At 65.1% G+C, this 21,974-nt stretch carries 20 protein-coding genes and 2 riboswitches; of the genes, 4 read left to right on the top strand and 16 right to left on the bottom strand.

Features of this window, described 5'->3' with window-relative positions; translation table 11 throughout:
• The first annotated feature begins 21 nt into the window (after positions 1–21).
• Entirely contained in the window at positions 22–735 is a 714-nt protein-coding gene (locus DB708_RS16235) for an SDR family oxidoreductase (RefSeq protein ID WP_108923484.1), read from the top strand.
• Positions 728–2,341 (top strand): flavin-containing monooxygenase, encoded by a 1,614-nt coding sequence (locus DB708_RS16230; RefSeq protein WP_201263535.1) that lies wholly within the window; start codon positions 728–730, stop codon positions 2,339–2,341. Before DB708_RS16235 ends, DB708_RS16230 begins: the two co-directional genes overlap by 8 nt.
• Here DB708_RS16230 and gcvP read toward each other — a convergent pair.
• The 12 genes from gcvP to DB708_RS16170 all read right to left on the bottom strand — a co-directional run bounded on the left by gcvP (position 2,287) and on the right by DB708_RS16170 (position 15,786).
• Entirely contained in the window at positions 2,287–5,112 is a 2,826-nt protein-coding gene (gcvP, locus tag DB708_RS16225) for an aminomethyl-transferring glycine dehydrogenase (RefSeq protein ID WP_108923482.1), read from the bottom strand. The genes DB708_RS16230 and gcvP overlap by 55 nt on opposite strands.
• A 36-nt stretch (positions 5,113–5,148) precedes the next feature.
• Positions 5,149–5,270: riboswitch (glycine riboswitch) on the bottom strand.
• A riboswitch (glycine riboswitch) is annotated at positions 5,271–5,369 on the bottom strand. It lies immediately after the preceding riboswitch.
• A gap of 63 nt (positions 5,370–5,432) precedes the next feature.
• Positions 5,433–6,065: a MerR family transcriptional regulator gene (locus DB708_RS16220; RefSeq protein WP_108923480.1), complete on the bottom strand. Its 633-nt coding sequence runs from the start codon at positions 6,063–6,065 to the stop codon at positions 5,433–5,435.
• Positions 6,066–6,368: 303 nt separating this feature from the next.
• Positions 6,369–6,863 (bottom strand): bifunctional nuclease family protein, encoded by a 495-nt coding sequence (locus tag DB708_RS16215; protein ID WP_108923478.1) that lies wholly within the window; start codon positions 6,861–6,863, stop codon positions 6,369–6,371.
• A gap of 117 nt (positions 6,864–6,980) precedes the next feature.
• Complete coding sequence (ftsR, locus tag DB708_RS16210; RefSeq protein WP_108923476.1) at positions 6,981–7,727, bottom strand: transcriptional regulator FtsR; 747 nt, start codon at positions 7,725–7,727, stop codon at positions 6,981–6,983.
• Positions 7,727–8,188 carry a glycogen accumulation regulator GarA gene (gene garA / locus DB708_RS16205; RefSeq protein WP_276059284.1) on the bottom strand — a complete coding sequence of 154 codons (462 nt, stop codon included), beginning with the start codon at positions 8,186–8,188 and terminating at the stop codon, positions 7,727–7,729. The genes ftsR and garA overlap by 1 nt, the downstream gene beginning before the upstream one ends.
• 262 nt (positions 8,189–8,450) lie before the next feature.
• Positions 8,451–8,849, bottom strand: coding sequence for a glycine cleavage system protein GcvH (gcvH, locus tag DB708_RS16200; RefSeq protein ID WP_108923472.1), 399 nt, complete (start codon positions 8,847–8,849; stop codon positions 8,451–8,453).
• Between the two features lie 24 nt (positions 8,850–8,873).
• Entirely contained in the window at positions 8,874–9,740 is an 867-nt protein-coding gene (locus DB708_RS16195; RefSeq protein WP_108923470.1) for a DUF881 domain-containing protein, read from the bottom strand.
• Between the two features lie 68 nt (positions 9,741–9,808).
• The gene (locus DB708_RS16190; protein ID WP_036469126.1) at positions 9,809–10,141 is read right to left on the bottom strand and encodes a small basic family protein; all 333 of its coding nucleotides are present in this window, start codon (positions 10,139–10,141) and stop codon (positions 9,809–9,811) included.
• Positions 10,142–10,190: 49 nt separating this feature from the next.
• The gene (locus DB708_RS16185) at positions 10,191–11,114 is read right to left on the bottom strand and encodes a DUF881 domain-containing protein (protein WP_108923468.1); all 924 of its coding nucleotides are present in this window, start codon (positions 11,112–11,114) and stop codon (positions 10,191–10,193) included.
• Entirely contained in the window at positions 11,107–11,724 is a 618-nt protein-coding gene (locus DB708_RS16180) for a CDP-alcohol phosphatidyltransferase family protein (RefSeq protein ID WP_108923466.1), read from the bottom strand. The genes DB708_RS16185 and DB708_RS16180 overlap by 8 nt, the downstream gene beginning before the upstream one ends.
• Before the next feature lie 53 nt (positions 11,725–11,777).
• A complete protein-coding gene (secA2, locus tag DB708_RS16175; RefSeq protein ID WP_108923464.1) occupies positions 11,778–14,108 on the bottom strand; it encodes an accessory Sec system translocase SecA2 in 2,331 nt (776 codons plus the stop codon).
• A 34-nt stretch (positions 14,109–14,142) separates the two neighbouring features.
• On the bottom strand, positions 14,143–15,786 hold the full coding sequence (locus DB708_RS16170; protein ID WP_108923462.1) for an acetolactate synthase: 1,644 nt from the start codon (positions 15,784–15,786) through the stop codon (positions 14,143–14,145).
• Positions 15,787–15,880: 94 nt separating this feature from the next.
• Between DB708_RS16170 and DB708_RS16165 the strand changes: the two genes are divergently transcribed.
• Positions 15,881–17,800 (top strand): ABC transporter ATP-binding protein/permease, encoded by a 1,920-nt coding sequence (locus DB708_RS16165; RefSeq protein WP_108923460.1) that lies wholly within the window; start codon positions 15,881–15,883, stop codon positions 17,798–17,800.
• Between the two features lie 47 nt (positions 17,801–17,847).
• Here DB708_RS16165 and DB708_RS16160 read toward each other — a convergent pair whose 3' ends face one another.
• The 3 genes from DB708_RS16160 to DB708_RS16150 all read right to left on the bottom strand — a co-directional run bounded on the left by DB708_RS16160 (position 17,848) and on the right by DB708_RS16150 (position 20,700).
• A complete protein-coding gene (locus DB708_RS16160; RefSeq protein WP_108923458.1) occupies positions 17,848–19,311 on the bottom strand; it encodes an FAD-binding protein in 1,464 nt (487 codons plus the stop codon).
• A gap of 76 nt (positions 19,312–19,387) precedes the next feature.
• On the bottom strand, positions 19,388–19,888 hold the full coding sequence (locus tag DB708_RS16155) for a VOC family protein (RefSeq protein WP_108923456.1): 501 nt from the start codon (positions 19,886–19,888) through the stop codon (positions 19,388–19,390).
• A 128-nt stretch (positions 19,889–20,016) separates the two neighbouring features.
• Positions 20,017–20,700 carry a TetR/AcrR family transcriptional regulator gene (locus DB708_RS16150; protein WP_201263534.1) on the bottom strand — a complete coding sequence of 228 codons (684 nt, stop codon included), beginning with the start codon at positions 20,698–20,700 and terminating at the stop codon, positions 20,017–20,019.
• Between the two features lie 121 nt (positions 20,701–20,821).
• Here DB708_RS16150 and DB708_RS16145 point away from each other — a divergent pair, with 121 nt between their 5' ends.
• Positions 20,822–21,265, top strand: coding sequence for a nitroreductase/quinone reductase family protein (locus DB708_RS16145; RefSeq protein ID WP_108923454.1), 444 nt, complete (start codon positions 20,822–20,824; stop codon positions 21,263–21,265).
• Here DB708_RS16145 and DB708_RS16140 read toward each other — a convergent pair.
• Entirely contained in the window at positions 21,262–21,939 is a 678-nt protein-coding gene (locus tag DB708_RS16140) for an Rv1815 family serine proteinase (RefSeq protein ID WP_108923452.1), read from the bottom strand. The genes DB708_RS16145 and DB708_RS16140 overlap by 4 nt on opposite strands.
• Positions 21,940–21,974: the final 35 nt, after the last annotated feature.

The raw sequence follows: 21,974 nt of genomic DNA, 5'->3' as shown, positions 1-21,974 counted from the left end.
CATATTGGGTGAGGAGATGATGTGACGAAGCGGACGGCGCTGGTGACAGGTGCCAACGGAGGGATCGGGTCGGCTGTTTGCGATCAATTGCGTGCGGCCGATGTGACGGTGCGAACGATGGATGTGGCAGGCCCAGCCGACGTGGTGATGGATTTGTCCGCCGACCCGATTCCGGCAGACGCGGTACGCGACGTCGACATATGCGTGTCCGTTGCCGGCGTCGTCGACACCTACGCCCCGGCGCATTCGATGTCGGCGGAGAAGTGGTCGCGCGATATCGACGTCAATCTCACCGGATCGTTTCGCGCCATCCAGGCCTGCCTACCGGGGATGCGGGAACGGCGCTTCGGACGCATCGTCGCGATCTCGAGCATGGCCGCTCAACTCGGTTCGCCGGGCAAGGTTGCCTACGCGGCATCGAAGGCTGGCCTGTACGGGATGGTGCGAACCATCGCGATCGAGAACTGCGCACTCGGGATCACCGCCAACTGCGTACTGCCCGGCATGATCGCCACCCCGCCGGTGCTGGCACTGCCCGAGGCCGATCAAGAGCGCATCAGGGCCGCGGTGGCCAGCGGCCGCTTCGGGCGTCCGGAAGAAGTGGCCGATCTGGTCGCCTTCCTGGTGCGCGACGCGTCCGGCTACATCACCGCGCAGGAGATCGGCATTGACGGCGGGTTGCAGCTGAATCCGCTCTACGTCGGTCCCAGCCGGGCTGGACGCGCCGGTGAGTAGGGGAACTGGCAGCCAGGCACCGCTGCGGGAGGTTCGTCCTGCGACGCTTGACGTGGTGGTGATCGGTGCCGGTGTCAGTGGGCTTTGCATCGCGCACCATCTGCAGCGTGCCGGGTTTTCCTACCGCGTCCTCGAACAGGCCCACGACCTCGGCGGAACCTGGCGCGACAACACCTATCCCGGATGCGGGTGCGACATCCCCGCACCGCTGTACTCCTTCTCATTCGCCCAGCGGGCGGACTGGTCGCGGTTGTTCGCAAGCCAGCCCGAGATTTTGGGGTACCTGCGCGATGTCGCCGCGCGGGAAGGCGTAACACAGCACATCGAGTTCGCCACCGCGGTGATTTCGGCACGCTGGCAGGAATCCCGGCAATGCTGGACGGTGCAGACCTCGTCGGGAACCGTATTGGACTGCCGCTATTTGGTTTCGGCGACGGGGCTGCTTCGTCGCCCTCTGTATCCTGACATCGTCGGGCGCTCGATCTTCGCCGGCAATGCGTTTCACTCGGCGCGATGGGACCATTCGGTCACGCTGCAAGGCAAGCGCGTCGCGGTGATCGGCAGCGGTGCCAGCGCAATCCAATTCGTGCCCCGGATTGCTGCGGATGTCAAGCAGCTCACCGTCATTCAGCGCACGCCGGGTTGGATCGTGCCGAAGGCGGATCGAACGTTCTCACCTCGTCAACAACAGTTGCGGAGATTCGCACCTTACCGCTGGTACACCAGAGCGCGGCTGTTCTGGATTCACGAGCAACGTGTCAAAGGCTTCATCGACCCTTCAGCCCCGATGGCGGACGCCGAACGTCTGGCGCGAACGATGTTGCAGCGCAAGGTGGCTGACCCGGAGTTGCGGGCAGCGCTGACGCCCGACTACGCCCTCGGGTGCAAGCGTCTGCTGATATCGAGCGATTTCTATCCGGCGTTGACCCGCGACAACGTCACCGTGGTCACATCGCCGGTCGCCGAGATGACCGCCGATCAGGTGATCACCGCGGACGGACAGTCACACGGTGCCGATGTCGTCATCTACGCGACCGGGTTCGACACCCAGTTCGCATTCTCCGACATCGAGATCGTGGGACACGACGGTGAAAGGCTGGCCGATCGCTGGCAGCAGGGCCCCTCGGCCTACTTGGGCACCACCGTGTCGGGATTCCCCAACTACTTCGTCATGCTCGGTCCCAATTCGGGGCTCGGCCACAACTCGCAGATCTTCATGATCGAAGCCCAGACGCGGTACATCCTGAGTTGCCTGAAGGCGGCTCGGCGCCGAAAGCTCGGTGTGTTAGTGGTTCGGCCGCCGATTGAGCGGGCGTTCAACGACTGGTTGCAGGGACGTCTCGTGCATTCCGTCTGGCAGGCGGGAGGATGCCGCAGTTGGTACCAGCATCCCGCCACCGGCAAGAACACCGCGCTCTGGCCTTCTTCAGCAATTGCGTTCTGGCGCAAAACACATCGAGTCCGGTTATCGGATTATCACACCCGGCGCCGCATCGAATCGCCGCGGCGATCGTCGAGCGCTGTGGTTGATCTACCAGGCCAAAGGGCGCTCTATGCGAACGCCTCCACGGGTGGGCATGAGCACATGAGGTTGCGGTCGCCGTAGGCGCCGTCGATGCGACGCACCGGCGGCCACGCCTTGGGCCGGAAAGCCTTGCCGAGCGGATAAGCGGCCTCTTCCCGCGTGTACGGGTGATCCCAGTCGGCGACCAGCAGACACTCGGCCGTGTGGGGTGCGCCCCGCAGCGGGTTGTCGTCGGCGGGCCACTGGCCCGCGCCGACGCGATCGATCTCGCCGCGGATGGCGATCATTGCTTCACAGAACGCATCGATCTCGCCGCGGTCCTCGCTCTCAGTAGGCTCCACCATCAATGTCCCGGCTACCGGGAAGCTCATGGTTGGCGCATGAAAGCCATAGTCCGCCAAGCGTTTCGCGACATCGTCGACGGTTACGCCGGTCGTTTTGGTGATGCCGCGCAGGTCCAGGATGCATTCATGGGCGACCATGCCGTTCTCGCCGGTGTACAGCACGGGGAAGTACTCGTCGAGCCGGCGGGCGATGTAGTTGGCCGAGGCGATCGCGGTCAGCGATGCCGCCCGCAGCCCATCGGCGCCCATCATCCTGATGTAGGCCCAGCTGATCGGCAGGATCGACGCCGAGCCGTAGGGCGCCGAGGACACCGGGTGCCCCCCCGGCAGCTCGGGGGCGTACGGGTGACCCGGCAGGAACGGCGCCAGATGCGAACGCGCCGCGACCGGACCGACACCCGGGCCGCCGCCACCGTGCGGGATGCAGAACGTCTTGTGCAGGTTCAGGTGACTCACATCGCCGCCGAACTTGCCGGGCCGGGCCAGGCCCACCAGCGCGTTGAGGTTGGCGCCGTCGACGTACACCTGGCCGCCGGCGTCGTGCACGGCCGCGCAAATATCGGCGATGTCGTGTTCGTACACCCCGTGCGTGGACGGGTAGGTGATCATCAGCGCCGAAAGCCGATCGGCGTGCTCGCCGATCTTGGCGCGCAGATCATCGAGATTGACATCGCCGTTCTGGTGGCAGCCCACCACGACGACCCGCATCCCGGCCAGGGCGGCCGACGCCGCGTTGGTGCCGTGTGCGCTGGACGGAATCAGGCAGACGTCACGGTCCGGCTCGCCGCGGCTGGCGTGATATTCGTGAATCGCCAACAGGCCGGCGTACTCGCCTTGCGATCCAGCGTTCGGTTGCAGCGATACCGCGTCATAGCCGGTGATCTGCACCAGCCAGGTCTCCAGATCGTTGATCAGGCGGCGCAGCCCCGGGGTGTCAGCCGCCGGAGCGAACGGATGCAGCCGGGAAAACTCCGGCCAGGTGATGGACTCCATCTCGGCGGCGGCATTGAGCTTCATCGTGCACGAGCCGAGTGGAATCATGCTGCGGTCCAAGGCGATATCCTTGTCCGCCAGCGCGCGTAGGTAGCGCATCATTGCCGTCTCGGTGTGATACTGCGTGAAGGCGGGGTGGGTCAGGAATTCCGATGTGCGCGTGGCGATATCGGTCGGCGAAGATTCGGCAGGCGACACCCCGAAAGCGTCCAGGACCAAGGCCACGTGGGCGTCGGTGGTGGCCTCGTCGCACGCGACCGAAACATGGTCGGTGTCAACGCGCCAGAGGTTGACACCCCTGGCCTTGGCCTTGGCAACCACTTCATCCGCGCGCCCCGGCACGCGCGCCAACACCGTGTCGAAGTACGTGTCATGCACTGCCACATCGCCCAGTGCGGCGGCGATAGCGTCGGCGCGGCCATGCACCCGGCGGGCGATGGCGGTCAGCCCGTCGGCGCCGTGATAGCTGGCGTACATCGCGGCCATCACCGCCAGCAGAACCTGCGCGGTACAGATGTTGCTGGTCGCCTTGTCGCGGCGGATGTGCTGCTCGCGGGTCTGCAACGCCAAGCGATAGGCCGGTGAGCCGTCGCTGTCGACCGAGACGCCGACCAGCCGACCCGGCAGCTGACGGGCGTGCTTGGCCGGCACGGCCAGATACCCGGCGTGTGGGCCACCGAATCCCATTGGTACACCGAATCTTTGGGTGCTGCCGAAGGCAGCGTCGGCGCCGATCTCACCGGGCGGGGTGATCAACGTACAGGCCAGCAGGTCGGCGCCGATTGCGACCAAGGCGCCCCGGTCGTGAGCTTGCGCGATCAACGCGGACCAATCCGTGATCCGGCCGCTGGCACCGGGCAGTTGGACGATGGCACCGAAGAAGTCGCCATCCGGAAGGCCGTCCCGCAGATCAGCGGTCACGATCTCGATGCCCAACGGCCGGGCGCGGGTGGCCAGCACGGCAGCGGTCTGCGTGAACACGTCGGTGTCGACCGCTAGCAGGTTGGCAGTGCCGCGGGCAGCGCGTCGCATCAGCGTCATGGCCTCCGCTGCCGCGGTACCCTCGTCGAGCATCGAGGCATTGGCGATTTCGAGGCCGGTCAGGCCGGTGACCATGGTCTGGAAGTTCAGCAGCGCTTCCAGTCGGCCCTGGCTGATCTCCGGCTGGTACGGCGTGTAGGCGGTGTACCAGGCGGGGTTCTCCATGATGTTGCGCAGCAACACCGGCGGGGTGAGCGTGTCGTAATAGCCCTGTCCGATCATCGACACCGCGACCGTGTTGGTGTCGGCCAGCGTCCGCAGTTCGGCCAACGCCTCGGCCTCGCTAGCGGCCGGCGGCAGTGTGCTCAGACCCGGCGCGACGCCGCTGTCAGAGAGTTTGTCGAGAATTCCGGCCGGGACGGCCTTGGACGCCAGCTGGTCGAGCGAGCTGACGCCGATCACGTCGAGCATGGCCGCGACGGCCTGGCTATCGGGTCCGATATGGCGGTCGGCGAAAGTTGAGTGGTCGGACACGTGCACCCCTGACATAGACGGAGGGACTTCTAACGGCCCTCCCCCTCTGTCCTCACCCATTCACGGGCGCCTGAGAGATTCAGCGCACGTCCCCCCGAGCGCCTTTCCCCATCGGCGGGTGTACCACTCAACGTGGCACCGCTTTCCAGAGGTATCGTCACCTTCGCGCGGTCCCTGGTGCCTGAGAGGTTGACGGAGAGGTATTGCTCCTTCGGCGTCCATGGCTGGCTGCCACAGAACTCTCCCGCGCGGGCGTGATACGAAGTCTAGTTTACCTGCGAGTGGCAGCGTGGTGAACGAAATTGCCAAAGTGTCGGCGACTAGCCGATCTTGCGGTCCCGGTGCTTGCGCCGCGAGGCCAGCTCGTCCTCCGGTGCCGCAATCGACTCGCCGCCGTCAGCGCGCTCACCTGGGAAGTCGGCAATAACGCCGGTCAGCTCCCGCATCGCACCCGATACAGCGATGCCGAACACGCCTTGGCCACCCTGCAGCAGGTCGACGACCTCTTCGGCGGACGTGCACTCGTAGACGGTGGTGCCGTCCGAGAACAACGTGATGTTGGCCAGATCCTCAACGCCGCGCTGGCGCAGATGGTCGACCGCGACACGGATGTTGTGCAGCGAAATGCCGGTGTCCAGCAGCCGCTTGACGATCTTGAGAACCAGGATGTCCTTGAATGAGTACAGCCGCTGGCTGCCGGATCCCGCCGCACTGCGAATCGATGGCACTACCAACGACGTGCGTGCCCAGTAGTCCAGCTGGCGGTAGGTGATTCCGGCGATCTGGCAGGCACTCGGGCCGCGGTAGCCGACCAGCTCGTCAGGCACCGAATCGTCAGGAAACAGGCCAGGCTGGACGGGCCCGCTGGCCACGGTGACGCTCGGTTCACCATTGGTTGCGGCATCCGCGTGTTCAGCAAGTTCCAGCTGTTCTTGACGTGGCTGGTCGCTCACAGTGGTTCCTCTCGCCGATCGCGCTCGTCACTAGCTGCGTCCATTGGCTGCCTTGACAGCCACGTTGGCTAAGGCCCGAGTGCTAGTGAGCTTACGCTGTTCGATCGCTGCCGTGCCTTAACTCGTCTTGCAAAGTATGGCTGCCGTAAGGGCAACGAGCGTGCTAGCCATTAGGCGTGTCGAGATCACAGTGTCAGTTGAGACGGATCCGTGATATCGACGTCCAAGCTTAACCGGCGCCGGCACCCCTACTAACCCGCTGTTTCGTCACACTCATTGCGGCCGGGCCGCGGCGACACGGGTTTAGGTGGCCTTGAAGTCATCGGGCGACACGCTGTCGAGAAACTCCTTGAATTTCTCCACCTCGTCCTCGCGAACGACGGTGCTGGATTCCTCGTCGCTCTCGTCAGGGATCAGCAGACCGGCTTGGGCGAGAACGGCCTCTTCGACATAGATCGGAACGCCGACCCGCAGTGCGATCGCCACCGAATCCGAGGGGCGCGCCGACACGGTGATGTTGCGGTCGAAGACCAGGTCGGCGTAGAAAGTGCCTTCTTGCAGATCGACGATCCGCACTTCTTTTAGTGAATGACCAAGGGCTGCAATGAGATCCCGGATCAGGTCGTGTGTGAGCGGGCGGGGCGGCTCGACGCCCTGCTGTTCGAGCGCAATGGCTGCCGCCTCCGATTGGCCGATCCAAATCGGCAGGTAGCGGTCGCCGTTGGCCTCGCGCAACAACAGCACCGGCTGGTTCTGCGGCTGCTCGACGCGAATGCCGACAACACGAACTTCACCCATTTGCGTCTGCCCTCCGCACATGCCGCCGTGTCCGACTTACGCTCGGCGCGACGACCCGCTGGAACACCATTTCTCTCCATACCGCTCAACACCAAGCTGTTGAGGGAAGTCTAGTCCTCAGCGTCGCAGAACGTCGCGAACGGCGGACTTGATCAGCGACGTGTGCAAAGTAATTGCGAGTGCGGCAACCTCGCGCGCCAGGTCGTCGGCGCGGTCGCGCGCACCGGCCTTGTCGGCCTTGACTAGCGGTCCGGCGATCTGGGCGATCAGGTCGGACTGCCGGTCGGCGGCCGAGCGGAAGGCGCGCAGATGCCGTGGCTCGACGCCGTAGTCAGACAGGGCTCGCGCACACTGCAAGATCACGACGGTGTGCTCGTCGAAGAATCCGCCGGGGCCACTCGCGATGACCCCGGCTTTGAGTAGTGCGGTAAGCAGATCTTCGCCCACGCCCGCGCGTTCCAGGAGGTCTTCTCGACTCAACCGGACCCGGGTGGGTGCCACCGCGGCGGCGTCGGATCCGTTATCGGAGGCGGCATCGTCGTCGGTCACCGAAACCAATCGCGGTACGCCGTAAGGCGATCCGAACGCTGGTAGCTCACCGTCGGGTTGGGCATCCAGTTGCGCCCGGATCACCTTCAGCGGCAAGTAGTGATCGCGCTGCGCGGTGAGAATGAAGCGCAATCGCGCGCAGTCGTAAGCGGTGAATCTGCGATATCCCGACGCGGCGCGCTGCGGCGTCACCAGTCCCTCGGCTTCCAGGAAGCGAATCTTGGAAATCGTGACATCGGGGAAATCCGGCCTCAGCAAGTCCAAGACCGCCCCAATCGACATCCCGGCCAGGGCCGAGCTATCGGGTGCGCTCACTAGCCTCCAGATCCTCCATCGTCGTCACCTTTGGGCCCCGTGAGGAACACCAAACGGAACTTGCCGATCTGCACTTCGTCGCCGTTTGCCAACACGGCCGAGTCCACCGGCTCGCGATTGACGTACGTCCCGTTGAGGCTACCCACATCGACCACGTGGAATTCGTTGTTTTCCAACCTGAATTCGGCGTGCCGGCGGCTCACGGTGACGTCATCGAGGAAGATGTCGCTGTCGGGGTGCCGGCCGGCCGAGGTAATGGCCTGGTCGAGCAGGAAGCGCGATCCGGCGTTGGGCCCGCGCTTGACGACGAGCAACGCCGAGCCCGCCGGAAGTCCTTCAACCCCGGACACCGTGCTCTCGGCACCCGACTGCGCGGGCGCGTCCAGTTCATTCAGGAAGTCGGCGCGGAATACCGAAGTCGTCTCCACGGTGACTTCATCCGAAGTCTGGTCGTTGTCCATGTCCGTCACCCGCTGCTCCTCACTGGCCGCTGTGGCGTTGTCTGACCGGGCCGTTCGGCCGGCTTCCCACTAGGTTCTTAACCCTGTATTGCCGATCACTTGCCTTGTAATGCTGTTGTGTTGACCGTACCGCGCGGTGGTTCGGAATGTGCTAGCCACCGGCAGGATCGCAAGGCGATCGTCCGGCTGGCCCCCTCTCCCCGGCGCGCTCCCAACTGCAGGCGTTGTCATGCGCTGGGCTGGCAGGGACATTAGCAACACCTCACTCGGTGAGTGTGCCGCGGTAGGCCTCGGCCTCAAGCAGCCCCGAAATGGCGGACTCCAACTCGGATGCTTCCGAGACCTGGATATCCAGCAGCCAGCCAGCGCCATACGGATCCGAGTTGACCAGCTGCGGGTCGCCTTCCAGGTCGCCGTTGACGGCAGTCACTTTGCCGGATAACGGTGCGTACAAATCCGACACGGATTTCGTCGATTCCACTTCGCCGAAAGATTCGCCCGCGGTCAAGTCGGTGCCTACGTCGGGCAGCTGGACGAAAACAACGTCGCCCAGCGCTGACTGCGCGAAGTCGGTGATTCCGATCCGCACGGTGTCGTCACCGCTCCGGCGAACCCACTCATGTTCGGCGGTGTAGTGCAGATCGGGTGGGATATCGCTCACGGTAATCCTGTTCTGGTTGGTGTCTCACTTGACGGGCTGAGCGTATTGGTGTGGTTTTGGTTGTCGCAAGGCGGTCACGTCGATGCGGTCGCTCTGCTGCACGGACATCTTTCCGCCGACCCGCTTGATGCTGTCCTCGGCACCACCGGGAATGTTCATCGCGGCAGCCAGTGTGGGCGGATCGCCAATCGCCAGAATCGAATACGGCGGCGACAGCGCCTTGTTGTCGACGGTGAGCGAACCGGGCGTGCCGACCACCCAGGTGTCGACACCCACCCGCACGGACTGATGTGCGCCATCGACCTCGATCGCCTCGGCTCCGGCGGCCCGCAGTTCATTGATCACGTCGAGCATTACCTCTGGTGAAACCCCGGGGCCGGGGTCGTCGATGGTGATGGTGACGCCGGGCCCAGTGGCACCCACCGCGCCAACCAGGATGGACAGCGCTGCCAGTCTGGCCTGTGCACTTTGGATCGCAGCCTGATCGGTGTTGCCGGACGCCTGCAACGAATTCAGGGTGTTCTGTAATTCGTTGACTTCGCCGTTCAGTGTGCCCTCGCGCTGTCGCAACGAATCCAGCAGCACCAGCAGATCCGCGGGGCGCGCCGTGTCCAACGAGTCCCCCGACCGGGTCTGGCGTACCTGGGTGACGATGGCGACGCCGAGGACCAGACAGAGCAGCACCGCAAGCGTTCCGAACATCAACCGGGACCGGCCGCCACGCAGCATTCCGGATATGCCGGTCCGGCGCACCGCTCCGATCTCGGGGCGCGGAGTCTTCGCGGGCAATTCATGGCGACCATGCTGCGCAGCGTCGTCGGCGTCAGCCCCGTGCCCGGTTGGCGTGTCACGACTTTCGTCGGCCGCGCCCGGTGGCTGGTCCTGGCTCACGCTGCCCCCATCCGGATCATGGCGCCGCTCCTCCTCATCGCTTCGCTCTGCATCGTCGCCGGCGCGCGCTATGCCCCGAAGAGCCTGCGCCGCAGTGCCGCGGCGTTGCCGAAGATCCGGATACCCAACACGACGATGATGGCCGTGGACAGCTGCGTGCCGACGCCCAACTGGTCGCCGACGTAGACGATCAGTGCCGCCACAAACACGTTGAACACGAACGAAATCACAAAGACCTTCGGGTCGAAAATCCGCTCGAGATAGGCACGCAGCCCGCCGAAGACGGCGTCAAGTGCGGCGACCACCGCGATGGGCAGATAGGGCTGAACGACCTCGGGCACCGCTGGGTGGAAGACCAGGCCCAGCACGATGCCGACCACCAGCGCCGCGATACCGATCATGGGCGGTTTCCCGTCCGCATTTCCCCCAGCCTCACGAGGACTTTTCTCACTAGGGCCCAATCTGTTTGGCGAACTTGACTTCCCGGACCGATCCGGCCGGCAGCGAGAGACCGTCGGAGACGTTCACCGCGATACCGACACCGTAGGAGACCTCCAGCAGCCTAAGACGTTGCAACCCGGGGCTGTTCTCGAAAACGTCGCGCATCGCGCGCGGCGGCCCGACCGCGAGGACCGTGTAGGGGCTGCTGGTGGGGTTGTTGTCGACCAGGATCGCTCCTCCGGCCTGACGGATCGTCACGTTCGGCCCTATCCGCACTCCGCCCACCGAAATGGCCTCGGCGCCGCTGGCCCACAACGAGTTGACCACGAGCTGCAGATCGCGGTCGAGGATGATTTGCCGGCTGCCGTTCACCCGTTGCTTGGACACGTCGGACAGGTTCGGGCTAGCACCGGGATCGGTCACTTGCACGGTCAGGCCCGGGCCGATGATCGCTGTGCTGGCCGCCGCCAGGCTGAGTCCGTCCAGACGGGTCAGCAACCGTTGACCCTCCGCATCGTCGGCCAGCGCGAGTCGCTGTACGTCGTCGACCTGGCTCGACAGCTTGCTGCGCTGCTGAGCCAATTTGGTGGCAGCGTTTTCCGTTGACCGCACGCTGCGCACCAGTAGCTGCTGGGCGGTGCGCACACCGGGCTCGACCGAGCGGGCCTGCGCGACCGCGGCGGCGAACACGGTGGCGACCAGCATGGCCGCCAAACCTTGCCACAGCCAGCCGAAAACGCGCGTTCGCCCGGTCGGTGCGGCGGTTGTGTCGCCGCGTCGCTGCGCTGCCGCGGCGTAACCGGGATCCAGATGCTCCGACAGCAGCGCACGCAGCAGGGACGGCACCGGGATGAGCGTTGGGCGTACCGCGGTATGCGCGCTGCGGCCCGAGTTGGGGTCGTAGCCGCCGAGCATGCGGTCCAGTTCAGCCATGCTCACCCACCTTGGGGGCGAGCGGATGCTGGGTGACCTTGGGCATCCGGCGCAGCACCAGGACCATCTGCACCGCGTAGAGGACGAATGACCACAGGTAGGCGTACATACCCCAGATCAGAAAACCCCAACCGCACGCGCCGATCACCCGGCTCCACAACGCGTCCCAGGTGCCCAGCAGAACGAGTGGAAACCCGGACATCAAGGCGAACGTCGCGGCCTTGCCGACGTAGGTCACCGGCAACGCCGACAAGCCGCGGCTCCGCAGCAGCGGCAGTGTGGCGGCCAGCAGCATGTCGCGGCCCACCAGCGTGATGACGAACCACCACGGCACGATCCCGCTCAGCGCCAGCACCAGGGGCACGGTCACCATGTAGAGGCGATCAACCGCGGGGTCCAGCAGGACGCCCAGCCGCGATGACTGGTTCAGCGTGCGGGCGATCTTGCCGTCGGCCCAGTCGGAGGCCCCGCTTAACATCAAGATCGCCACGGCCCAGCCGTTGGCGTGCGCGAAGATCAGAACGTAGATGAATACCGGGATGAGCAGCAGGCGGACGACGCTCAAGAGATTGGGCACTGTCAGTACCCGGTCTGGCGGATCCGGCTCCATGAGCCGTGACACTAGCCCGGTGACGTTGCGGTGCGCACCGCGGGACGAGCAGGCTAGCGGAACACTCCGGGCAGGCTCAGGGTGGACAACGTGTCGTCGGACAGCGGGTTGTCGTTGACCATGTATGTCCACGTCGACGTCGGCCGCGCCAGCTTGGACAGATCCAGGCCCGGCTCCTCTTCGAGGACGTTGGCCGTTTCGAACGTCTGCTGAGCCGCCTCGATCGCATCCGCGGCGAGCGACGCGAACGCGTCGACCGCCATCCGGTGGAACTCGTCCAGCGGGTTCTGCCGGCCCAGCGCGCGCAGGTGGATGCTTTCGCGGATGTCGGCGAGATAGGCCAGGTGATCGGCCCAGCCGCGGTCGAGGTGAAAGAGCATGATCTGCCGGCAGATCGTCTCGAGGCGTTTCTCGGAGATGCCCTCAGTTTCGGCCAGTTCCTCGTAACGTTTCGGCGCCAGCTCGGCAAGCTCCTCACGCGCAGTTACTGTGCGCAGCAACGTGTTTCGTCGATCAACGATAATGGCGCGCTGCTGGGCGATCAACTGGTTGTAGCGCCAGGTGTTTGCGTGCACATCCAACAGCCGGCCCTCGGCGACGCGCTGCGCGTGATCGAGCAATTCGGTGGTCTTGCCGCTGACGATCTTGCCGTCCTCGTCGGTCTGCTCCGGCAGCTTGTTGCGATCGAGGTTGGCCGCGACGACGTCGTCCTCCCAGCTCGAAAAGAAGACCGACGAGCCGGGATCGCCCTGACGGCCGGCCCGCCCACGCAACTGGTTGTCCAGCCGCTCAGTGTGATGGCGGCCGGTGCCGACCACGTGCAGCCCGCCTTGCTCGGCGACCCTGTCGTGGTCGGCTTCGTCGGATCCGCCAAGGCGGATATCGGTGCCTCGCCCCGCCATTTGGGTGGACACCGTGACGATGCCGTATTTGCCGGCCTCGGCAATCACTTGGGCTTCCTCGGCGTCGTTCTTGGCATTCAGCACGACTGCGGCCACCCCGCGGCGCACCAGCCGTTCGTGCAGCTCCTCGGATTCGGCCACGTCCCGGGTGCCCACCAGCACCGGCTGTCCCGTCTCGTGCACGTCGGCGATGTGCTCGACGATCGCGTCGTTCTTGGCCGCGGCGGTGATATAGACCCGGTCGGACTCGTCCTCGCGAATGTTAGGAGTATTCGGTGGAATTGGTGAGACGCCGAGCTTGTAGAACTGGCGTAGCTGCTCGCCGGCGGCCAGCGCGGTGCCGGTCATTCCGCACACCGTCGTGTAGCGGTTGATCAGCGCCTGCACCGTGATGGTGTCCAGCACCTCGCCTGTCTCGGTGGTCTCGATGCCTTCCTTAGCCTCGACAGCGGCCTGCAGGCCATCCGGCCAGCGCTGCAGTTGCGCGATGCGGCCGCGGGAGGAGTTGATCAGGTGCACGGCATCGTCGCGGACGATGTAGTGCACGTCGCGTTGCAGCAGCACGTGCGCATGCAACGCGACGTTGACCTCGGTGAGCGTGGTGACGACGTGTTCCTCGGAGTACAGGTCGATGCCTCCGAGTCTCTTCTCGACTTTGCGGGCGCCGGCATCGGTGAGATGCACGTTGCGGCTGTCGGAGTCGGTGTCGTAGTCGGCGTCGGCGTCGAGTTCGCCGACGAGTTTGATGATCTCCAGCCGTGGCGTCTCCCGGTGTGTGGTGCCGGCCAGCACCAGCGGCACCAGCGCCTCGTCGACCAGCACCGAGTCGGCCTCATCGATAAGGGCCACATCGGGATTCGGCGATACCAGGTCGTCGACGTTGGTCACCAGCTGGTCCCGCAACACGTCGAAGCCGATCTCGTTGACCGAGGCGTACGTGACGTCGCAGTCGTAGGCCGTGCGGCGCTCCGCGCTTGTCGACTCCCCGGTGATCCAGCCGACCGTCAACCCCATCGCTTCCAGCAGCGGGCCCATCCATTCCGCGTCGCGGCGAGCCAGGTAGTCGTTGATGGTGACCACGTGCACGTGCCGGCCGGCGATGGCGTACCCAGCCGCCGCGATCGCGCCGGCCAGGGTTTTGCCCTCGCCGGTCGCCATCTCGATCACATCGCCGTCGAGCATGCGCAGCGCGCCCAACAACTGAACGTCGAACGGTCGCAACCCCGTTGACCTCTCCGCGGCTTCCCGGGCGATCGCCAGGAACTGCGAGATGTCCTCGGAGTCCGCGAGGTCGTCGAGGTTGAGCAACCCGGTGGCCTTGCGCAACTGCTCGTCGGACAGATCGGCGGCTTTCTCGTCGTACTCGGACGAGTCGGTGACCTGCGAGAGGGAGCGGGTGCGGTTCTTTTCCGTACTGGCGCCGAGCAGTCGCCAAAATCTGCTGCTCAGGCGGCCCGGCTGAGTGCGGGTGGTCTTTGACACAGGTCAACCGTACGCGGTGAGCTGCGCCGACCCGTTAGGCCAGGTTCGATCGGCGGGGATAGGCGATGCTCGGGTCGGTGAGCACGTTGACGACGGCGGGCAGGCCGCTGGCGAAGGAACGCTCCAGTGCGGGGCGAAGCTCGGCGGGTGCCGAAACCAGTTCGCCGTGGCCGCCCAGCGCGCGAACTACCTCGTCGTAGCGGGTGCCCGGACGCAGCTCCGCGACCACCGAATAGCCGTAGATCGCCTCCATCGGATGCTTCTCCAGCGCCCAGATTCCGTTATTACCGACCACCGACACGACCGGTACTTGATGGCGCACCAGGGTGTCCCATTCCATGCCGCTGAAACCGAACGCGCCGTCGCCCTGCAGCAGGACGACCTGACGGTTCGGGTGGGCCAGTTTGGCGGCCAGCGCGTAGCCAGGACCTGAGCCAAGGCAGCCGAAGGGGCCGCTGTCCAGCCAGCAGCCCGGCTGGTAGCTGTCGATCACCCGGCCCGCGTACGAACCGAAATCGCCGGCGTCGATCACCACGATCGCGTCGCGGTCCAGCAGCGGCGCCAGTTCGGCGTAGACCCGCATCGGGTGCAGCGGGATTCGGTCGTCACCCAGATCGGCTGCTTCCTGATCTCGCGCGGCCGTCTCAGCTGTCCGCAGCGCAGCAATCCAGTCCTGATGGTCGGCCGTGCTCGGCCCGGACAGCGCCGAGAGAATGGCGGTGAGGTCGCCGTAGAGGCCCGCCGCGATCGGCCGGGGGTGCTCCCGGTCTGGTTCGGCCCGGTCCGCCACGACGAGCTCAGTCTGGGGCCCGAACACCTTGCCGAAGCCGAGCCGAAAATCCATCGGCACGCCGACGACGAGGGCGACATCCGCCTCGCCCAGCGCTTTGGCCCGCGCCCGCGAGAACGCCAACGGATGATCGGCGGGTACGACGCCGCGGGCCATCCCGTTCATCAGCACCGGGATTCGCCGCTCCTCGGCGAGCCGCAGCAGCGCCGCCTCGGCGTGTCCCCACCACACGTTGGTGCCGGCCATGATCACCGGCCGCTGTGCGGTCGCTAGCAGGCTGGCGGCACGGTCCAGGGCGTTGCCGTCGGCAGCCAGTGTCGGTGGCTGCTCGTCCAGCGCGCCCGGACGGCTGTCGTCCTCGGAGACGGCGAACACGTGATCCATCGGAAAGTCGACGAATCCCACGCCCGACGGGGCGCCTACCGCGGCACGCAATGCCTCGTCGACGAGGCGGCCCGCATCCTCGGCGGACTGCGCGGTGGCCGCGAAGCGAGTCAGCGGCGCCACAAACGGCACGTGGTCGATCTCCTGCAGCGATCCCATCCCCCATCGCTGTGCGGGTGCCCGGCCACCCAGCACGACCAGCGGTGACTGGTTTTGCTGCGCGGCCGCCATCGCGCTCATTCCGTTGGTGACGCCGGGGCCCGCGGTGAGTGCGGCCACGCCCGGCACCCTGGTCACCTTCGACCAGCCCTCCGCGGCGAACGCCGCCGTCTGCTCGTGGCGGGTATCGATGAGACGAATGCCCTCGTCGCGGCAGCCGTCGTAGATGGAGAACAGATGGCCACCGGACAACGTGAACAGGGTGTCGACACCGCTGGCTCGCAGGCGTCGGGCGATGAGTCGGCCGGCGTGGACGATCTGGCTGGACGGAGCGTCGATGCTCATCCTGGCAGCCTATCCGCCGGTCTCGGGTACCTTCGCTGGGAAGCATTCGCCACGAGGCTCCTCAAGAGGCCTCGATAGCAAGGAGACGTCGAAGTTGGGTCCCACGCTATTCAAGCCATCCATCGACTGGTCGTCGGCACTAGCGGACTCGTTGCAGTGGGTCGCCATTGCCTGGGCGATCGGCGCGGTTTCGCTGATCGTCGTGTTGGTCGCATTCAGATATTTCACGCCCTGGGGGCGGCAGTTCTGGCGGATCACCCGCGGGTATTTCGTCGGCCCGGCCAGTGTCAAGGTGTGGCTGTTACTTGGGGTGCTGCTGCTGTCGGTGCTGCTTGCAGTGCGGCTCGTCGTGCTGCTCAGTTACCAGGGCAACGACTTGTACACGTCGGTGCAGATCGCGGTCCAGGGGACGGCCGCCGGCGATGATGCCGTCAAACAGTCTGGTATTCACGGCTTTTACATGTCGCTGTTGATTTTCAGCCTGCTGGCGACGCTCTACGTCGTCCGATTCATGCTCGACATCTACATCACCCAGCGGTTCATCATCGCCTGGCGCGTCTGGTTGACCGCCCACCTCAGCGACGACTGGCTGGATGGCAAGGCTTACTACCGAGATCTTTTCATCGACAACACCATTGACAACCCCGACCAGCGTATCCAGCAGGATGTCGACATCTTCACCGCGAACGCCGGCGGAACGCCGAACAACCCAGCCAACGGTACGGGCAGCACGTTGCTGTTCGGGGCCGTCAACGCCGTCGCTTCGGTGATCTCGTTCGCCGCCATTCTGTGGAATCTGTCCGGCGACTTGACCCTCTTTGGCATCACGCTGCCAAGAGCCATGTTCTGGACGGTTGTGGTCTATGTGCTGATCGCGACGGTCGTCGCGATTTGGCTTGGGCGCCCACTGATTTGGTTGAGCTTCAACAACGAGAAGCTCAACGCTGCATTCCGCTATGCCCTGGTGCGGCTGCGCGACGCCGCGGAGGCGGTCGGCTTCTACCGCGGCGAGCGGGTTGAGCGGGCGCAACTGTGGCGGCGCTTCACGCCGATCATCGGTAACTACCGCAAGTTCGTCCGGCGGACCATCATCTTCAACGGCTGGAATTGGTTGGTGTCACAGGCGATCGTCCCGTTGCCGTGGATCATCCAGGCACCGCGCTTGTTCGCCGGCAAGATCAACTTCGGCGATGTCGGCCAGACGGCAACGGCTTTCAGCAATATTCATGACTCGCTGTCGTTCTTCCGGAACAACTATGACGCGTTCGCCTCATTCCGTGCCGCCATCATCCGGTTGCACGGGCTGGTCGACGCCAACGCCCAGGGCCGTGCGCTACCCGCGGTGCTGGTGAAACCGAGCCAGGAAAAGGCGGTGGAGTTGGCCGGTATCGAGGTCCGCACGCCGGACGGGGACCAGCTGATCGACGCGCTCAACATAGAGCTCGACACGGGCGACACGCTGGTGATCACCGGACGTTCCGGCGCCGGCAAGACCACGCTGCTGCGCAGCTTGGCCGAATTGTGGCCGTATGCGTCGGGAACCCTGTGCCGCCCCGAGGGTGACAACGCGACGATGTTCTTGTCGCAGTTGCCGTATGTGCCGCTGGGCAATCTGCGCGGCGTGGTGTGCTACCCGAATTCGCCGGACTCCATCACCGACGGCGAACTGCACGACGTGCTGAACAAGGTGGCGCTGGCCCCGCTGATCGAACGGCTCGACGAAGAACACGACTGGGCCAAGGTGCTCTCTCCCGGCGAGCAGCAGCGTGTTGCGTTCGCCCGGATTCTGCTCACCAAGCCACGGGCCGTGTTCCTCGACGAGTCCACCTCTGCCCTTGATGAGGGTCTGGAATTCGCGCTCTATCAACTGCTTCGCAGTGAACTGCCGGATTGTGTCGTGGTCAGTGTCAGCCATCGCCGTACCGTGGAGCAGCACCATGAACAACAGCTGCAGCTGCTTGGTGGCGGCCAGTGGCGGCTCGGCCCGGTCGGTCCGGAGCCCGCGAGGGTCTAGCGCTGCTTTCCCGCCCACGTGCGTTCCGGCGCTGCGTCTTAACGGGGCTAAGCGCCGCCGGCTTCCTGGGCCGCATGCGTTCCGGCGCGGCGGCCGAAGAACGAGCCCTCGCCGAGTTGCGTGCCGCTGGCATAGCCCTTGCCGTCCTGCGCGATGTTGGACGCACACGCCCCCGCCGCGTACAGGCCGGGCACCACCGTGCCGTCTTCGTGCAACACCTGACCGTCCACGGAGGTGGCCAGTCCGCCGACGGTGAAGCCCGCGTACATCGCCTTGCCCAATGACATGTCGAACGCGCCCCAGGGGCCCTTGTCTTGTGCCGCAAGGAATTCCGGTTGCTTGTGGAAGTCGGGGTCCTCGCCGCGGGCCGCGTAGGTGTTGTAGCGGTCCAGCGTTGCGACCAGGTTGCCCTCCGGAATGCCAAGGGCCGCTTCCATATCGGCGACGGTCTCCCAGCCGTCGATGAGTGGCACCAACGGCATCGATGGGTGCTCGAGGTGCGCCTCGTCGACGATCAGGAACGCCGAGCTGTCCGGCTGGTCCATGATGAACCCGGACGTCCGGGAGTGGTAGCAGTCCTCGGTGACGAACCGCTGCCCGAGCTTGTTCACGATGATCCCGGTCAACAGGATCGAGGGCGGGTACGGCGGAGCGGTGATGAAGATCTGATCCATGTGCTGGGTGGCGCCGCCGGCCGACACACCCATCCGGATGCCGAGGCCGTCGTCGTAGGTGTTACCGAGCACGAACGGCTTCTCGGCCAGTTTCGGCGTGTACTTGGCAACCATCTCCGGGTTCATCACGAATCCGCCGGCGGCAATGATGACCGACTTTGCTTTGATCGCACCGGTTTCGGTGAATTGCTTCCACACCACCCCGGTCACCGCGCCTGAATCATCCACGATCAGTTCGCTGGCGCCGGTCTCGTAGCGGATCTGCACGCCGAGGCTCGCGGCCCGCTTGAGCAGCAGCTCGATCACCATGCTGGCTCCGCCGGTGTCGCCGGGTACCGGCACCTTGTGGCCGCGCGGTGCCGGCGCCGCCTGCTCCAGGAATGGCCATACCTTCTCGTTGCCGGTGAACATCAGCCCCTCGGTGTTGGGCTGGATCACCGCTTTGCCCGGAAAGTAACTGCGCTCGAACTGAAAACCCAACTCTTCGAGCCAATCGAAATGTTCGACGCTGCCGTCGCAGTACGCGCGAATTTTATCGTGGTCGGGCTCACGGGACACCGCGACCAAGTACTTGTACATCTCCTCAGACGAGTCGGAATGACCGGTCGCCTCCTGGACCGCGGTGCCGCCACCCAAGTAGAAGTGGCCGCCGGCAAGCGATGTGGTCCCGCCCGCCACGGCGGCTCGCTCGAGGACGAGCACCCGCGCGCCGGCCGCCGCCGCACTCACCGCCGCGCATCCACCGCCGATGCCGAAACCGATCACGAGCACGTCGACTTCGTCCGACCAGGACGTCACTGTGCTCTCGTTGACCGTTGCTGGAATCTCGGTGCTCATTGGCGCCACTCCTCTCCCCCGCAAGCGGGAGTTGCCCCCACATTGCTTTCTTGTGCTGCATCGTTGCTGGCGCGGCTCACCGTTGCTCCTGTTTGATGTAGTCGTAAAACGCCCTCATCTCGGGCGAGACGTAGGCGATCTCCAGAAACGGCACACCCGCCTGTGGTGCTGCCAGGTAAGCGAATTGGATTCCCCCGGGCATCACGCCCTGTTGTACTACCGCGGCGCCATGGTTCGCGACGTCGGCCAGCGTCGCAGCGAATTGCTCGGGGCTGTCGGCCTCCGCGCAGATATGGTGCAAACCCGGCCCGCAGTCACGCAAAAACTCACTATAGATGTTCTCACCACTGACCGGTTTGATCAGTTCCAGCTGCATGTCGCCGAGATAGCTCAGCGAGATGCTGGCGACGAAATCGGCGGGGTTACTGCGGTAACTGCAGCTGTCCGGAGCAAAGTGCACCTCGGGTATCCGAACCCACTTCCGGACACCTAACAAGCCGGTGAGAGCTGTTTCGGTGGCATCAAGACTCTGGGTAACCCAGGCGATCTGTGTCGGTGATCGAACTTCAAGCGTCATCGTCTGGCAGGATAGCCCAGTCCGAGGGCCGCCAGAAAGACCTAGAAAATCTTTGCCGTAATCCGGGGTTCGGTGCCCGGAATCGTTAGGTGAACACGTTCTAATTCCGGGTCTCCGGCCGCCGGCGGTCAATGCCGAGCGAGCACGTCCACCAGCAGCTCGAGCTGAGTGTTGAAGACCGTCTCCGGGTCAGTCAGGGTGTCGGTGCCGTACTGCCCGAACACCTCGAGGCTGATGGCACCGAGCACCCCCGCCCAGAACAAAAAGCACTTGGTGATGACGGCGTCATCACCGGGGAAGCTGAATTCCTGCCGAATTCGATCGAAGTCTGATGACATCGGTTGTGGGACAACGGTACTCGTTAGCCGGATATCACCGGTGGTGATTCCCGCAGCAATGGCGTCGAAGATGGCTCCAACCACGCGGGTGCCGACTCCGACGGTGCGCTCCGCAGGGGCGTGGTATCCCGGCACCGGGCTGCCGTACAGCAGGGCCCACTGCGCAGGATGCTGCACGGCCCAGCGTCGCGACGCCTGCGCAATGGCGACGAGATCGTCACTCCACAGTTCGCCCACGGTCTCGCGGGCCCGGTCCACTGACTCGGCCAGGTCGGAATACGCGTCGACCAGCAGCAAGGTGAGCAATTCGTTGCGGCTGGACACGTATCGGTACACGGCTGAGGAGACCATGCCCAGATCACGCGCAATCGCACGTAGCGACAACCCGGACGCGCCGCGATCGACCAGGTGGCGACGTCCCAGCTCCACGATGCGCGTCTCGATCTGTTCGCGCGATTCCTGGCGTTTGCCCACGTAGGCAGTCTGACACAATTCGAGATCACCGCTCTTGCTTTTCGTTGAGTGTTGTGCCATTGTGACCAAGCAAGAGAGCACTGCTCTCACAATTTCGCAGGGCCGGCCGAGAGGATCCACGATGTCCACCCGCTATGAACAACCCAACCGGACCGCTCGGGCCAGCAATGTCGTCATCCGCTGGCTCGCCGATCTTGGGGTCAGCATCGCCGGGACCCGCGCGCTGCGCGTCCGCGGGCGCAAGACCGGGAAGCTGCGAGCGGTGGTGATCAACGTCTTGACCAGCGACGGCGTCGACTATCTCATTTCGCCCCGAGGCAACACCCAGTGGGCACGCAACGTCAGGGCCGCGGGTGTCGTCGAACTGGGGCCACGCTGGCGCCGGCAAAGCGTGGTGGCGACCGAGGTCGACGATGCGGGCAAACCGGAACTGGTGAAGCGCTACCTCGACAGGTGGTACTGGGAGGTCAAGGGTCACGTGGCCGGGTTGACGCCGGAATCCACCGACGAGCAATTGCGGGCTGCAGCCCCATCGATACCGGTGTTTGTGCTCGGGTCGCCCTAGCCGGCGTTAACTTGCCCTGCCATGTCCTGGTGGACCTGCTCGAAGGTGGACCGCCACGACACCGCTGCGGGGAAGTCGCCCCACATGCTGTTGAAGATCCCGACGACCTGTCCGGGACCTCCCGGAGGGGCCAGGTATACCGGACCGCCGGAGTCGCCCGGATGGCTCTGGACACCGTGGGACATGGTGAACCAGCCGTTGTTGACGGCTTCGACGGTGCCGCACGTTTCTCCGGTGGACACGCCGAAGTGGCAGATCGGCTGCCCCGGCGCGAGCGCGATGTTCGGGCTCGATACCAGCGGCCGTCCGCCCGGCAGCACGTCGTTCATCGACACGTTGCCGTCGAGCACGATCGCCTCGTAGTCGCTGATCGCCTGGTCGACTGCCACCGTCGAGCCGCTGGGCGTGTCGTCTCGGAAGGTTGCGAGATGGCCGATGACGTTGCGGTTCTTGTCGGTCACGACGTTTCCGGTGCTGCGGCAGTGTCCCGCGGTGTATCCGATTCGGGCGGCCTGATCGACATAGCCCAGCGTGCAAAGACGGTTGTCCTGCAGGATCTCCATGCCCGGGAACACCGCGACCGGGTCTGCGTGGGCCTTTGCGGCCGGCAGACCGGGAATGAATGCCAGGGCGGCAACGCCTGCGGCCAATACGCGAAGTGCCATGCGATACATCACGGACGGACTCCGTTCCGTCAAGGCCGGCGCGG

This window comes from Mycobacterium montefiorense (assembly GCF_003112775.1).
GTDB lineage: Bacteria > Actinomycetota > Actinomycetes > Mycobacteriales > Mycobacteriaceae > Mycobacterium > Mycobacterium montefiorense.
The sequence above is the reverse complement of the archived record's forward strand: the minus strand, read 5'-3'. Positions and strand labels throughout refer to the sequence as shown.